Genomic DNA, 13,645 nt, shown 5'->3' with positions numbered 1-13,645 from the left:
CTGGCGCTGGCGTAGGGTAGCAGCCATGGAAGTGATAGCCGCGGCGGTGCAGATGCGTTCGGATAGCGACAAGGAGCGCAACCTGGAAACGGCCGCACGCCTGATCGGGGCGGCCGCGCTCAAAGGCGCCAACCTGGTGGTCTTGCCCGAGACCTTCAATTGGCGAGGGACCCGGGCCGCTCAGGCGCAGGCGGCCGAAGACCTGTCGGGGCCTACTTTGCAATTAATGGCGCAACTCGCGCGCCAGCATCGAATCTGGCTGCTAGCTGGCTCGATCACCGAGCGCATCGCTGGCGATGACAGCCATGCCTACAATACCTCGGTCCTGATCGACCCCGAGGGAGTGAGCGTGGCGCGCTACCGTAAAATCCATCTCTTTGACGTTGAGCTGACCGGAGCCGTGGTGACGCGTGAATCGGAGGTCAAGCGGCCCGGTAGCGAGGTGGTGTGCGCGGCTACCGAACTGGGACGGCTGGGCTTGAGCATTTGTTACGATTTGCGTTTTCCCGAACTTTTTCGGCAATTGGCCACGCTCGGTGCCGAGATAATCACCTTGCCCAGCGCCTTTACCTATCCCACCGGTCAAGCGCATTGGGAAGTCCTGGTGCGTGCCCGCGCGATCGAAAATCAGGCCTTTCTGATCGCGCCGGGTCAATACGGAATGAATCCCTACGGATACAACGAGTACGGCAATTCGATGATTGTCGATCCCTGGGGCCGGGTGTTGGTCCGCGCCAGTACCGAACACGAAGAGGTCGTGATGGCGCCCTTGGATCGGACCGAGATGGAGCGAGTGCGGCGCGAATTGCCGGCGCTCAAGAATCGACGCCTGTAGGCTAGCGCCGGGCCCCGGGCATGCGGGGTTGCCGGCAGATTTCAATGAGCGAGGGCGTCTTGAGGCCCATAATGGCTTATCCGGAGCGTATCGCACTCTTTCCGCTACCCAACGTGGTCTTGTTTCCCACGGTCGAGCTTCCCCTACACGTCTTCGAGCCCCGCTATCGTCAGATGATAGCCGAGGTTGGCCAGCGTGACGGAATCTTGGGTATGGTCCTGCTCAAGGGCGATTGGGAGCCTCGCTACTACGGCAAGCCCGACCTCTACCGGGTGGGGTGCGCTGGCCGTATCGAGCGGCTGGTTAAGCTACCCGACGGTCGCTATAACTTCGTTCTGCGCGGCTTCAGCGAATTCGAGATCATCGAAGAATTTGGCGACTTGCCCTACCGTCAGGCTCGGGTGGGCTGGCCGGCCATGGCCAGCTCGGACCCAGAACCTTCCTTGATGGCGGCCCTGCAAGCCACCGTGCTGGAATACGGTGGTTCGGCGGCTTCTGAAGCCTGGAGGGTACTGGTCGAACAGCGCGGTCTTGCAGGAACCGGCTTGCTCAATTTTCTGTGCTTTCATCTCGATCTCGACGCGGTGGAAAAGCAAAGTCTACTCGAGGCTCGGGAGCGGCGCGCGGCAGCCCTAGTCGAAATTCTGAAGTTTCGTCTCGCCCAGCGCGCAGCCGGCTCCGGCGGCGGTCAATCCACCCTATTGCAATAGCACCGAAGACAGCATAAAAGAGGTAATCTCTAGCTGTCCCTACTACTGAGCAGGAAGAATTTACCGTCGCAAGCTGATTGACAGTCTGGTCGGCTCGATGGTACGATTTTGGCCCTTGGATCAGATATCCTTGCGTCCATGCGGTATGGGCCAGGATTTAGATGGGAGGCTGACGAGTCGACTGAGGATGCGTCCCCCCCCTTCGCAGCCTCGGCATCCGAAGCCTCCCATCTAAACCCTGGCTTCTTCCCACAAAACCCCACTCACAAGTCGTAGCCAACCCGGCCCAACCGCGCCGCTGCGGAGGTTTGCTGACAAGGCGTGTTTTCGCAAAAGATGAATTCACGCTATTGCTTTGCAATCTGCGAAGGAGTGATGCGTGAACGAAAGCCGTGAGTTGGGTCAAGCAGGTACTCCGCTTCAGGGCGGTTTTTTAGGCGACCCGTCTGTCACCGGCCGAAGGGATAAGGCGCGCAGATGCTGGGATTAAGCTCCAGCCGCTCGGCGCTTTTGCAGGTTGCAAGCCGAGGCTCGGTTAAATTTTTAAAATAAAGCGGTTATTTGTTGTTTACGAATGGAACGGAGATTGCTTGCTACTGAACCAATTGGAGATCTTATTCCGATGGTTCAAGATAATGGCGTCGTAGGATCGCTATTTGTCCCTGAGATTATGACTCCGGCTCAGTTTTATGATGGCCGGCGACAGGAAGATAGCGAGTTCGCACCGGTTAAGCGGTTGATGATGGCGATTCTGGAAGATGCCTTGCGTTGTTTTCAGAACAATGCCGGGGCCCAAAATGGCCGGCGCAAGCGCTTGTTTCAAGAAGCGGAAGAATGGCTTTGCGGCACCGGCGGCGAGGGGCCGTTCTCTTTCAATACGGTGTGCGAGACGCTCGGTATCGAGCCGGAGATGCTGCGGCGGGAGCTGCTTCATTGGCGCGCCCAGCAGCTGGCCGGAGTGATCCGGCGTCCGTTGGCTCGCCGTTCGCCGGTGGTTCGGCCGCGGCGGATTAGTGCGCCTACTGTACGCCGGCGCGACCGCACCGCTCATCAGGCCTGATTGCCCGCCCCGCGCGCGTTAGGCCACCCGCCTGTAGCGCACCGCGCAGCTTACTTTCTGCACGGGTTTTTATTCCTAGGTCTCCACCGCCGCCAGGGCGCGACAGCGCCTTGGCGGTTCTTTGTCAACGGAAATTGGGACTGCGGTTGGAGGGCCAAGCGGCTCCCCATTTTCCTGATTGACGTGACGCGCTGAACGCGACCCTGCCACCTGCCAGCCATATCCTCGCGGCGTCAGAGGGCACATCCATCAGATGCGGAGCTGGCCAGGAATGCAATCGCTTTCCGCGGTACCGCAATTTCCCAAATCGTACGCCTGACGGTCAAAGCGCTAATTATGGCCGCGCTTGGCAAGGCGGCGGGTGCGGACTAGGCTTTGCTGGTGACGGCTCGCTCAGCTTTGCTCCCCAATGGCCACTGGGTTCGTGCCGTTCTACAGCGCCCCGTTAGCTCAGCAGGATAGAGCACAGGATTCCTAATCCTGGGGTCGCGCGTTCAAGTCGCGCACGGGGCGCCAATAAATTCAAGGGGTTTTCGGGTTTCAGGTCAGACGGCTGTCGCTCGGTGTAGGCGTATTGTAGGCGTTTGAAGCCCGGCCGGGGCCGGCTAGCGCCTCAGTTTGGTTGCCGGGAACCTGTCGCGCCGGGGGTGCGGTCGCTAAGAAAAGCGCGCTATGGCTATCCGATGCCGTCGGCCAAAGACCGGGTATGCACTGTTCGTGGCTTCGTCGGCCGCCCCAAGCGCTGACGCTAGTAGCTTCGTCGTGAAACTTGGCTTGTGGCTGCTCTTCATCGTCCCGGGCCTGATTTACTCGATGGCGCTTAGCAGCGCGTCACAACGCCTGTCCGAAGTGCGGTCCTGACGCGATGGTGCCCTTGGATAGCCCGGCGGGTTTGCGGGTCTAGATGCCCAAGCCAGGCGGGCCCTTGGAAAGCGCCACGGTTGATTCTGTCTTTGCCAGCCGCGCGTCAATGCTTTCAAGCAGCGCAACCATCCGACTGGCCTTCCAATACCGGGTAGTCTTCAGCGCGATCGCCGGCCGCCAGCTTATCCAGATGGGCGCGCGCATCGGCTACGGGGTGAGCCAGCCAGTCGTCGCCAGCAGGTAGCAGCTCGCATAGATAGCGGCCTCGAAGTCGGTCAGCATGGGAGCTTGTCGGCGCTCGTAACGGGGCGATATGCTGGGTAGGTATACAGACGGGGGCGAACCCACCATGGACATTGTGATCCAGGCCTTCTGGGATGGCGAAGCGGGCGTATGGGTAGCGGAAAGCGAGCAGGTGCCGGGATTGGTGGCAGAAGCGGCCACGCCACGCGAGCTAGAAGCCAAGCTTGGGATTTTGGTTCCCGAATTGCTCGAATTGAACGCGCCTTCGTCGGCCAGGGAGACTCGATCAGTGGTGGCGCGCTTCGAGCATGAAGCACGGATCGCGCTCGCCGCGGCCTGATGGCCGGTTACACAGCTCAAGCGCATCTTGCGCGAGCATGCCTGCCGATTCGACCGTCACGGCAAGGGCGATCACGAAGTCTGGTTCAGCCCTATAACCCGCCGCTATTTCCCAGTTGACGGCAACATTCTGTCGCGCCATACAGCCGACGCGGTTCTCAAGCAGGCCGGAATCCCAAAAGCGTTCTGAAGGATTCGCCGGCTTGCAGGTCGGTCAGGGCTTGTGTGGGGTCCAGCTCCGGGGCCGTTAGCAGCGGGTGCAACCCCTCGACAAGCGCGCGAGCCGCGGCCATGCGGCCGTCGGGCAGGGTGTAGGCGCGAAGGCGGACCAGGACGGCCAGGGCTTCGCAGTGCTTTTATCGCGTTTTGCCCGCGTTTTAGGCATTCCGAAAAACCCTAGCATTTTCGACAGGATTCCTAATCCTGGGGTCGCGCGTTCAAATCCCGCACGGGGTGCCAACGCTGCTGGGGCCTTTATCACCGTTCCGAACCAGCTGCTCAAACAGAAGCGGCGTTTTCCTCCGACGGCTTCCCGCAGCATGGCAGGCGCGCGCCACCGTCGCAGGCCGCTTATCTCATCAGCACCAGATAGGCGGCCAGCGCCAAGCCAAAGACCGCGAGGATCAGCGCGATAGCGATTCCGGCGGCAGACGGCCGACCAACCTCCTCGCCACGGTTAAGCCGGCCGATCAGGCCGACGTGATGGATCGCCGCTGCTACATTCGTCAACACCCCGACCAAAAGGAGCGCGGTGCCAATCCACAGGGAAACGCCAGTGGGTTCAAGCGGTCGGGCATGAGTGGTCATCGCGATCTCACGCAAGAACAGGCCGAAGCGGGCGACCACGAAACCGAATCCCATCAGCGCCAGGCCGGTTCGGATCCAGGCAAGGAAGGTTCGCTCCGCGGCCAAATAGTCACTTGGCGCGCTGCTTTTGATTTTTCCCGTCACAGATGGTCGGCACTCATATTTCTGCGTCCTCTAAAGTGCGCCAAAGGGCCGCGGTCGGAGGACATGTGATTGCCATGACCGATTTTGGGTGCAGGCCTGGCCTTCGGTGGACACCCGCAACTCCACCGACCATTGCGGCATGGCCTCCGCGGCCGGAATCACGCTTAGCCTCTTGCCCGAGAACACCTCATCGCTTCGATCCCGATGGCCGTGCGTATAAATACAATCATAAAGATGGCTAAAGGTCGTCAAGCATCTTATCGTTCGCGCGTTCGCAAACGCCACTTGGCCAGGACTCTCGATGCCGCATGTCCGCTAATGGCCATGCAAGCGCTGATCTTGGTTTTAAGCTGTTTCGGTCTTTAGTGCGCGATCTAATCACGACGCTTCGCGAGGTCGAAATTGTCGCCGACGGTGGTGGCGGCCTGCGAGCTTGACCTCTTGATGAAAAGCCGCGCCAGCTCGAAGCCAAGCGAGGGGCCGCAGTTGCTGAGTTACTCGAGTTGAAAGCCCCCTGGCCAGCAGGGAGGGACCTTATACTCTACGTAGGGCGCGGGCGGAGAGGGTGCGAGGGTCCTTTTTCCTTTGCGGGCGTGAGGATAACGCTCGCACGTTGATTAGGAGCGATGCTGTTCAGCCATTTCCTCAGAATCCTCCGCTTCCACTTCTTCCTCCGTGGGCTCTTCGCGCCGCGCCATTTCCTGCGTTAATTTGGTGATTTGATCGGCGGTCCATTTCACGTGATCCAGTTCCTGGCGCGTGGCTTCGGTGGCCGCCTTGCGCACCGCGCGGCTCAGCTCGCGATCCTCGATTTCGCTGGTGACCGTAGCCAGCGTTTCCCAATTCCAATGATCCTTGGTTTCGGCTAGGAGCAGGTTTTCCAGATTGTTGAGATCGCGTAGCTCTTCATCGGCCTCGGCCGAGAGCAAGCCCTCGACTTTCTGCTCGGCCAGGTGGGCTTCTTGGCTCAAGTAGTCGAGATCGCAGCCTGCCACTTCGAGCATCTGCTCGCACAGCTCGACGTGGCGGCGAGTTTGCTCGGCGAAGCGCTCGAGGCGGTCGCGCAGCTCTTCGTGCTCCAGTTCGTCTAGAGCGCGCTGATAAAGTTTTTCCCCGCCACGTTCAACCGCCAGCATCTGGGAGACAAAATCCCTCAACCATTGCATGTTGAGCGGCTGACGGCGGACTCGGCGGCCATTGGTGGCGCGTTTGGCGCGAGTCTGACGAGCCGAGGCCCGTGACGATGACGCAGCGGTGCGACCTTGCTTGTTAGTTGTCTTTTTCACGGCTAACTCCTTGCACTCCGTGACGCGTGACGCCGCCCCTTTCCCCTTGTCCAGTCTATCGGCGCGGCGGTGGATGAAAATCGTGACCTCAGTAGTTGTGGCGCTTTAAGTATTTAGCGTTTTACCGAGGAGCCGATTTGTCAATCAAAAATCGGCGGCGCACGCGCCTGCGGGGTTGTTGGCTGCGCGCACCAGACCAGGCGTGGGACCGGCTTTACGGTCGCGAGGGCGGTGTACGCGATGCTGCGAAGCTCGCATGGTAAGCCGCCTGGCGTGCCTGCTGCGCCGCCGCCGCCAAGGCATCGCGGCGCCGATGCAAGGTCTCTATCAAGCCTGGTGCATCCAACAGCTCCAGGTTGGTATCGGCGCTGCGCAGCGCCGCCTGCGCCACGGCGTCGAGCAGGAGCAAAGCGGCCGTCAGATCGGCGCGGACCACTGGATGAGCGAATAAGATGGCCTGCACACAAAGTTGCAACCCTTGAGTAGCGGCCTCGGCAACATCCAAGGGTACCTCGATGGCGCGGCCAAGGGTCGCCGCCAGAGTTTGATGCACGTCGGCCTGGGGCTTGGATTTGGCTTGTCGGCGCTGGGCCAGGTAATCGTTATAGGCGGAGGTGTCTTCGTCCGCCGCCCGCTGCAAACGCGCGCGCACCAAGCCGAGCCGCTGCACAATCTCTTCAGTCTTACCGCCGCCGGTTTTGGCCCGCCGCGCGCTGACCTGGATTGCCATGGTTGCCAGATCCAATGCCAGCACGGCGCAGACCGCGCTCACGCTGACCGCGGCCGGCACCGGACCACGCGCCACTTGGGCGCTCAACTCCTCAAGGGGCGCGGTCCAGATGCTGTTGGCCATGAATTTGACCTACGACAGGCCAACTATACGGCCAGTATGCGGGTCGAGGTCTACGTCGTAAAAGCCCGGGCGGGTGGGCAATCCTGGCATTGTGCTCATCGTTCCCAGTAGCGGGTACAGGAAGCCGGCGCCGACACTGGCTCGCACGTCGCGCACCGGGACCACGAAGTCGCGGGGCGCGCCTTTGAGAGCGGCGTCATGGCTGAGACTTAAATGGGTTTTGGCCATGCAAATTGGTAGCTTATCGAAGCCGTTGCGGGTAAACAGCTCGATTTTGGCCTCCGCCGCGGGTAGGTACTCGGCACCCGCGCCACCGTACATCCGGCGCACGATGATCTCGATTTTTTCCTTGATGCCGAGCTCCAGCGGATACAAGAAATGAAAATCGCTGGGTTGAGCACAGGCTTCCACCACTGCTTGCGCCAGCGCCACGGCGCCCGCGCCGCCTTGGGCCCAGTGATTGCTGACCACCGCTTCGTAGGCGCCGGCGGCCAGCGCCAAGCGCCGGATCAAGGCATGTTCGGCGCTAGTATCGTGTTTGAAGCGATTGATCGCGACCACCACCGGGATGCCGAAGAGGCGCACGTTTTCGATCATCTTGGTCAGATTGGCGCATCCCGCTTCCAGCAGCGGCAGATTCTCTTCGGTATACTCCGCGGCGAGTGGGCGGCCGGCCACTACCTTGGGTCCGCCGCCATGCATCTTGAGCGCACGCACCGTGGCCACCAACACCGCGCAATTGGGCTTCAGACCGCTGGTGCGGCATTTGATGTTGCAGAATTTCTCGAAGCCCATGTCGGCGCCGAAGCCGGCTTCGGTCAAGACGTAGCCCTCTTCGCCCACCAGTTTGAGCGCTATTTGATCGGCCACGATCGAGGAATTGCCATGCGCGATGTTGGCAAAGGGGCCGGCATGGACGAAGGCAGGGGTGCCCTCCAGGGTTTGCATCAGGTTGGGCATGATGGCGTCCTTCATCAGCACCGCCAGCGCACCGCCCACCCCCAGGTCGTCAGCAGTGACCGGGGCGCCCGTGCGATCGGCGCCGATGACCATTCGACCCAGCCGCTCGCGCATATCCGCCAGGTCGGTGGTCAGGGCGAGAATCGCCATGATTTCACTGGCCACCGTGATATCGAAACCGGTGGCACGCTCGAAGCCCTTTTCGTCGGCGCCCTGGCCGATGGTGATGGCGCGTAGCATACGGTCGCTGGTATCGATCACGCGTCGCCAGGTGATCGAGTCGGGATCGATATCCAGGCGCGCGAATCGACTACGCTCGGTTGCGCTGAGTGCGTTGGGATCGGTATGCGCGATGCCTAGCTTGCGCAACCGCCGCTCCATCACCGGCGAGAAGCGCCGGCGGCCGTCGCCCGCGGGCGGACAGAGCCTATCGAATAGGGCTTTGTCGCTGGCGCTTTTTTCGTGCAGGATGCGGGCATCGATTGCCGCCGCCAGCAAGTTATTGGCGGCGGTGATGGCATGAACATCGCCGGTCAGATGAAGGTTGAATTCCTCCATCGGAATGATCTGGCTGTAACCGCCGCCGGCCGCGCCTCCCTTGATTCCAAAGGTTGGCCCCTGGCTGGGTTGACGCACGCAGGTGAAGACCTTGCGTCCCAGATGGGCGCCCAGCGCTTGGCTGAGGCCTACGGTAGTGGTGGTTTTGCCCTCGCCCAAAGGGGTGGGAGTAATCGCAGTGACGACCACATATTTGCCGTTAGGGGCCGCGCGCAGCCGATCGCGCAGCGAGAGCCGGACCTTGGCCTTGGTCTGGCCGTAGAGCTCTAGTTCGTCCGGCTCGATTCCGGCCTCGGCGGCGATTTGGGTAATCGGCAGCGGGATGGCGGCCTGCGCGATTTCCAGGTCGGAAGGAACAGCGGCAAGTAGGTTAGTCAATTTATGCGGCATCTGACTTGATTGCTCCTGAGTCGTTGGCCAACGCGCGGGCTCGGCGCTTCATCCAAGCCGATGCGCTGGTTCGCCTTGGTTTTCTCAGCGGCCCGAGAGCGCAATCCGCTCGGCCGCCAGCAGGCTGTTGCGCACCAGCATCGCAACTGTCATCGGGCCCACCCCGCCGGGCACGGGCGTGATGAAAGCGGCGCGCTGGCGGGCGGCTTCGAATTCGACGTCGCCCACGATTCCGGCTGGGGTGCGATTGATGCCGACGTCGATCACGATCGCGCCGGGCCGGATCCACTGCCCGCGAATCAGCCCGGGCTTGCCCACAGCCGCGATCACGACGTCTCCGCCGGCGACTTCGCCCGCCAGATCGCGGGTGAACTCGTGACACAGCACCACGGTCGCATTGCGCTCAAGCAAAAGCAGCGCCAGTGGTTTGCCTACCAGCACACTCAAACCTATCACGACCGCTCGCTTGCCGGTCAGATCGACCCCGGTGCGGTCAATCAGATCGATAATCCCCAGCGGCGTGCAGGGGCGCAGGCCGGGCTCGCCCGCCAGCAGCCGGGCCTGGCTACTGGGCGAGAGGCCATCGACGTCTTTGGCCGGGTCAATCTCGGCCAAGGCCGGGTTTTCCAAGCTCCGATCGGGCAGCGGCAACTGGAGCAGGATGGCATGGACTCGCGGATCGCGGTTGAGCCGGTATATGTAGTGCGTGAGTTCGTCCTCGCTGATGTCGGCAGCCAAGCGATGGACTTGCGAGTTGATTCCGACCTGCTGACAGGCGCGTTCCTTGGCCTGCACGTAAATGCGCGAGGCGGGGTCCTCCCCCACCATCACCACCGCCAAGCCAGGCGTGATGCCGTGTTCCTGCTTGAGCCGCGCGACCCCCTGGCGGACCTGCGCGCGCACCGCGCGCGCGGCCAGGGTGCCGTCCAGGAGTTGTCCGAGCACGATTGGGGCGCCTTGAGCGGTTGTCTGGGCTACCATTTAATCAAACACCACGGTCTTGTTGGCATAAGACAGCACTCGGCGCTCCAGATGCAGGCGCACCCCGCGGGCCAGCACCACCCGTTCCAGATCTCGTCCCTTGCGAATCAGGTCGGCCAGGCTGTCGCGATGGCTGATGCGGACGACGTCTTGCTCGATGATCGGTCCCGAATCAAGGAGCGGAGTGACGTAATGGCTGGTGGCGCCGATCAACTTGACGCCCCGTTCGTAGGCCCGGGCATACGGGCTGGAGCCGACGAAGGCGGGCAGAAAAGAATGGTGAATGTTGATTATGGCGCTGGGATAGCAAGCGATGAAGTCGTCGGTGAAGACCTGCATATAGCGCGCGGTTACAATCAGATCGACTTGCAGTTGTTTTAGCAGCTCCAGCTCAGCAGCTTCCTGAGCCCGTTTGTTCTGCGGCGTAATTGGAAAGTAATAATAGGGTACCTGCTGGCGCTCGACCACTGGTCTCAAGGCGGGATGGTTGCTAAGCACCGCCACGATTCGTCCGGGCATTTCGCCAATTTCCCATCGATGGAGCAGGTCGAGCAAGCAATGGCCCAGACGCGAGACGAAGATTGCCACTGCCGGCTGCTCGCTGGAAAAGCGCAACTGCCATTCCATCTGGTAGCGCTCAGCGAGTGGGCGAAAGGCCTGCGCAATGTCGCTTGGGGGCAGACCAAAATCAGCCAAGGACCATTCCACGCGGGCAAAGAACTCGCTGGTTTCGCCATCCAGATGATGGTCGGCGTGCAGAATGTTACCCCCGCGGCTGCTGATGAAATCGGCGATGTCGCGCACCAGTCCCTTGCGATCGGGACATTTCATCAGCAGGGTCGCGGTCTGCGGCTGGTCCTGGGCAGCGGACATCGATCGGACTCCTTGCGAGACTTCCTTGGTCTGGGCCGGCCCCGGCGGGTGTTGGAAAAGCGCGTTGCATCGGCCTTCCGACCGTCTCCCAATCTAATAGCGTCGGTCGTTTGGCGATAGAGTAGGCAGCTTGTTAGACGGCCAACTTTGCCTCACGATAGCGGCTCACCCTGCGAGCCACTATCGTGTGTGCTCCAAGGACCTACAGCTTATGTCCAACCCCGATCCAAGCCAGCGTCCAGCCTCTTCCGAGGGCGTGTTGTATGTGGTGGCGACACCGATTGGGAATCTGCGCGATCTGACTTTGCGCGCGCTCGAGGTGCTGGCGGAGGTGGATGCGATTGCCTGCGAAGACACCCGGCATACCGCACGCCTGCTGGCGGCGCACGGGCTTCGCAAACCGCTGATTAGCAATTTCGAACACAACGAACAGCGCCGCGCGCAAGAACTGGTGGCGCGGCTGCAGCGCGGAGAGCGGATCGCGCTGGTCAGCGACGCGGGTACGCCGGGAATCTCCGACCCCGGCTACCGCCTAGTGCGCGCGGCGCAGGAGGCGGGAATCGCGCTACGCGCGATTCCCGGCCCCTGTGCCGCGATTGCCGCGCTGGCGGTCGCCGGCCTGCCCACCGATCGCTTTGTGTTCGAAGGCTTTTTGCCCGCCCGTGCCCAGGCCCGTGCGCAGCGCCTGCGGGAGTTGGCCCACGAGTCGCGCACGCTGGTTTTTTATGAAAGCGCGCGCCGGTTGGGCGAAAGCCTGGCCGCGATGGCGAGCGAATTGGGGCCTGAGCGACCGGCCGCACTCGTCAGGGAGTTGACCAAACTGTACGAGGAGGCTACGCGCGAGACTTTGGGGCAGTTGGCCGCGCGCTTTGCTCGCGACCGGGCGCGCGGTGAGATTACCGTCGTGGTGGCGGGTGCCGAGGCGCAGCCGGCGGCTGCTCAACCGGGGGTTGGTGTTGCCGACTTGATTGCGGCCGGGATGGAGCCACGGGCAGCCAGCAAGGTAGTTGCACGGCTGAGCGGCCGCTCCAGCCGCGAAATTTATCAGGAGGCGATGCGCGCGCGCGCACCCTCCAAGCCCTGAACTGGCTTCTGTCGGCGGCTGAGCGGCACGCGCCAGAGCGCGAAGAGCGGCGGCCGGCTTGAAACCAAGCGAGCGCTACGATTGAATGCCGCGGGGAGGATGTGGGAGTCCATGGCGAGGGCAAGACGTGGTGGGGCGGCCGCGATGCGCATTTTGGTGGTGCATGGCCCCAACCTCAATCTGCTTGGCGAGCGGGAACCGGCCCTGTACGGGAGCACTACGCTGCGCCAGATCGACGCGCAATTGCGCGCGCTAGGAGCCGAACTCGGGGTGCGTGTGGAGACCTTTCAGTCCAACAGCGAGGGCGAATTGGTGGGGCGCATTCAGGCGGCTCGCGGCCAGGTCGAGGGCGTGATTATCAACCCCGCCGCCTACACCCACAGCAGTATCGCGATTCGCGACGCGCTGGCTTTGTTGGAAGTGCCGATGGTGGAGGTGCATTTGTCCAACATTTATCGGCGCGAGCCCTTTCGTCACCATTCCACGATTGCCGATCTGGTCGACGGCCGGATCATAGGCTTGGGCGCCCAGGGGTATACCCTGGCCCTGCGCGCGCTGGTTGAGCTGGCGCAAGCACGCGGTCGGCGCCAACCGCCGATGGAGAAGGGAGTCAGGCGTCAGCTTGCCAATGAATAAGACTAATCAGAAGGCTGCTCGGGGCGCGATGGTGGATCTGCGCGAACTCAAGGCGCTGGTTGAGCTGATGCGTGACAGCGCAATTACCGAATTGGAAGTAGATGGTCGCCAGGGACGTATCCGCCTGGTGCGCGGGGAGGCGCATCCGCGTGCCACGCAGGCCGCGCTACCACCTGCACCGCCCGTGGCCGAAGCTGCCAGCGCGGTGGCCCGTCCTGCACCCGCCGGCCCGGCGGCTATCCCGGCGTTGGAGCTGGCGGCCGGACAGGTGCTGATTACGTCGCCGATGGTGGGGACATTTTTTCGCGCCGCGGCGCCCGACGCGCAGCCCTTCGTGCGGGAGGGCGATTCGGTCCATAAGGGACAAACCCTCTGCATCGTGGAAGCGATGAAAATGCTTAACGAAATCGAGGCGACGGTAGCCGGTCGGTTGGTGCGGGTATTGGTGGACAATGGCCAACCGGTACAGTATGGGCAGCCCCTGATGGTGATCGAAGGCGCCTAAGGTTACAATCGGAATAATCGTGGCTGGTTTTCGCAAATTACTCATCGCTAATCGCGGCACTATCGCGATTCGAATTATTCGGGCCTGCCGAGAGCTGGGGATCCCGACGGTGGCGATATATTCCACCGCCGACCAGTCGGCAATGCACGTACGGATGGCGGATGAAGCGGTCTGTATCGGTCCGCCCGCGGCTCAGGATAGCTATCTTAATATTCCGGCCGTGGTTAGTGCGGCGGTTGCCTACGGCGCCGACGCGGTTCATCCGGGCTACGGTTTCCTATCCGAAAATGGCGATTTTGCCGAAGCCTGCGAGCGCTCAGGCCTGCATTTCGTGGGCCCGCGCGCCCGTCATATCCGGCTGATGGGCGACAAGCCGCGGGCGTTGCGAATCATGAAGCGCGCCGGCGTGCCGGTCCTGCCCGGCAGCGAAGGGACTGGGGTTAGCGAGCTGCGCGATGCGATGGCACAGGGCGCCGCACTTGGCTTTCCGGTCTTGATCAAGGCGGCGGCCGGCGGC

General features: G+C 62.1%; 15 protein-coding genes and 1 tRNA gene. 10 read left to right on the top strand and 6 right to left on the bottom strand.

The window, feature by feature from the left end; genetic code table 11:
* Positions 1-25: 25 nt before the first annotated feature.
* From VKV28_12505 to VKV28_12480, 6 genes are all read left to right on the top strand, one after another.
* Positions 26-835, top strand: a complete 810-nt coding sequence (locus VKV28_12505; GenBank protein HLH77617.1) for a carbon-nitrogen hydrolase family protein — start codon at positions 26-28, stop codon at positions 833-835.
* Between the two features lie 71 nt (positions 836-906).
* On the top strand, positions 907-1,545 hold the full coding sequence (locus VKV28_12500; GenBank protein ID HLH77616.1) for an LON peptidase substrate-binding domain-containing protein: 639 nt from the start codon (positions 907-909) through the stop codon (positions 1,543-1,545).
* Between the two features lie 622 nt (positions 1,546-2,167).
* On the top strand, positions 2,168-2,605 hold the full coding sequence (locus tag VKV28_12495; protein HLH77615.1) for a hypothetical protein: 438 nt from the start codon (positions 2,168-2,170) through the stop codon (positions 2,603-2,605).
* Positions 2,606-3,044: 439 nt separating this feature from the next.
* A tRNA-Arg gene (locus VKV28_12490) sits at positions 3,045-3,121 on the top strand.
* Positions 3,122-3,575: 454 nt separating this feature from the next.
* Entirely contained in the window at positions 3,576-3,713 is a 138-nt protein-coding gene (locus VKV28_12485; GenBank protein HLH77614.1) for a hypothetical protein, read from the top strand.
* Between the two features lie 105 nt (positions 3,714-3,818).
* Positions 3,819-4,052, top strand: coding sequence for a DUF1902 domain-containing protein (locus tag VKV28_12480; protein HLH77613.1), 234 nt, complete (start codon positions 3,819-3,821; stop codon positions 4,050-4,052).
* A gap of 569 nt (positions 4,053-4,621) precedes the next feature.
* On the opposite strand, the gene VKV28_12475 is transcribed toward VKV28_12480, so the two are convergent.
* The 6 genes from VKV28_12475 to purU form a co-directional block, all read right to left on the bottom strand.
* The gene (locus VKV28_12475) at positions 4,622-4,963 is read right to left on the bottom strand and encodes a DUF202 domain-containing protein (protein ID HLH77612.1); all 342 of its coding nucleotides are present in this window, start codon (positions 4,961-4,963) and stop codon (positions 4,622-4,624) included.
* A gap of 656 nt (positions 4,964-5,619) precedes the next feature.
* On the bottom strand, positions 5,620-6,288 hold the full coding sequence (locus VKV28_12470; protein HLH77611.1) for a hypothetical protein: 669 nt from the start codon (positions 6,286-6,288) through the stop codon (positions 5,620-5,622).
* Between the two features lie 214 nt (positions 6,289-6,502).
* On the bottom strand, positions 6,503-7,141 hold the full coding sequence (locus tag VKV28_12465) for a cyclodeaminase/cyclohydrolase family protein (GenBank protein HLH77610.1): 639 nt from the start codon (positions 7,139-7,141) through the stop codon (positions 6,503-6,505).
* Between the two features lie 9 nt (positions 7,142-7,150).
* Positions 7,151-9,049, bottom strand: a complete 1,899-nt coding sequence (locus VKV28_12460; protein ID HLH77609.1) for a formate--tetrahydrofolate ligase — start codon at positions 9,047-9,049, stop codon at positions 7,151-7,153.
* Between the two features lie 84 nt (positions 9,050-9,133).
* Positions 9,134-10,030 (bottom strand): bifunctional methylenetetrahydrofolate dehydrogenase/methenyltetrahydrofolate cyclohydrolase FolD, encoded by an 897-nt coding sequence (gene folD, locus VKV28_12455; protein ID HLH77608.1) that lies wholly within the window; start codon positions 10,028-10,030, stop codon positions 9,134-9,136.
* On the bottom strand, positions 10,031-10,903 hold the full coding sequence (purU, locus tag VKV28_12450; GenBank protein HLH77607.1) for a formyltetrahydrofolate deformylase: 873 nt from the start codon (positions 10,901-10,903) through the stop codon (positions 10,031-10,033). It abuts the gene before it with no gap.
* A 211-nt stretch (positions 10,904-11,114) separates the two neighbouring features.
* On the opposite strand from purU, the gene rsmI reads away from it, so the two are divergent.
* The 4 genes from rsmI to VKV28_12430 all read left to right on the top strand — a co-directional run.
* Positions 11,115-11,987: a 16S rRNA (cytidine(1402)-2'-O)-methyltransferase gene (gene rsmI, locus VKV28_12445; protein ID HLH77606.1), complete on the top strand. Its 873-nt coding sequence runs from the start codon at positions 11,115-11,117 to the stop codon at positions 11,985-11,987.
* A gap of 111 nt (positions 11,988-12,098) precedes the next feature.
* Positions 12,099-12,623, top strand: coding sequence for a type II 3-dehydroquinate dehydratase (gene aroQ, locus VKV28_12440; protein HLH77605.1), 525 nt, complete (start codon positions 12,099-12,101; stop codon positions 12,621-12,623).
* A complete protein-coding gene (gene accB, locus VKV28_12435; GenBank protein HLH77604.1) occupies positions 12,616-13,128 on the top strand; it encodes an acetyl-CoA carboxylase biotin carboxyl carrier protein in 513 nt (170 codons plus the stop codon). The genes aroQ and accB overlap by 8 nt, the downstream gene beginning before the upstream one ends.
* 19 nt (positions 13,129-13,147) lie before the next feature.
* Positions 13,148-13,645: biotin carboxylase N-terminal domain-containing protein (locus VKV28_12430; GenBank protein ID HLH77603.1), on the top strand; the 498-nt coding region annotated here is incomplete at its 3' end.

This window comes from Candidatus Binataceae bacterium (assembly GCA_035294265.1).
GTDB lineage: Bacteria > Desulfobacterota > Binatia > Binatales > Binataceae > DATGLK01.
The sequence above is the reverse complement of the archived record's forward strand: the minus strand, read 5'-3'. Positions and strand labels throughout refer to the sequence as shown.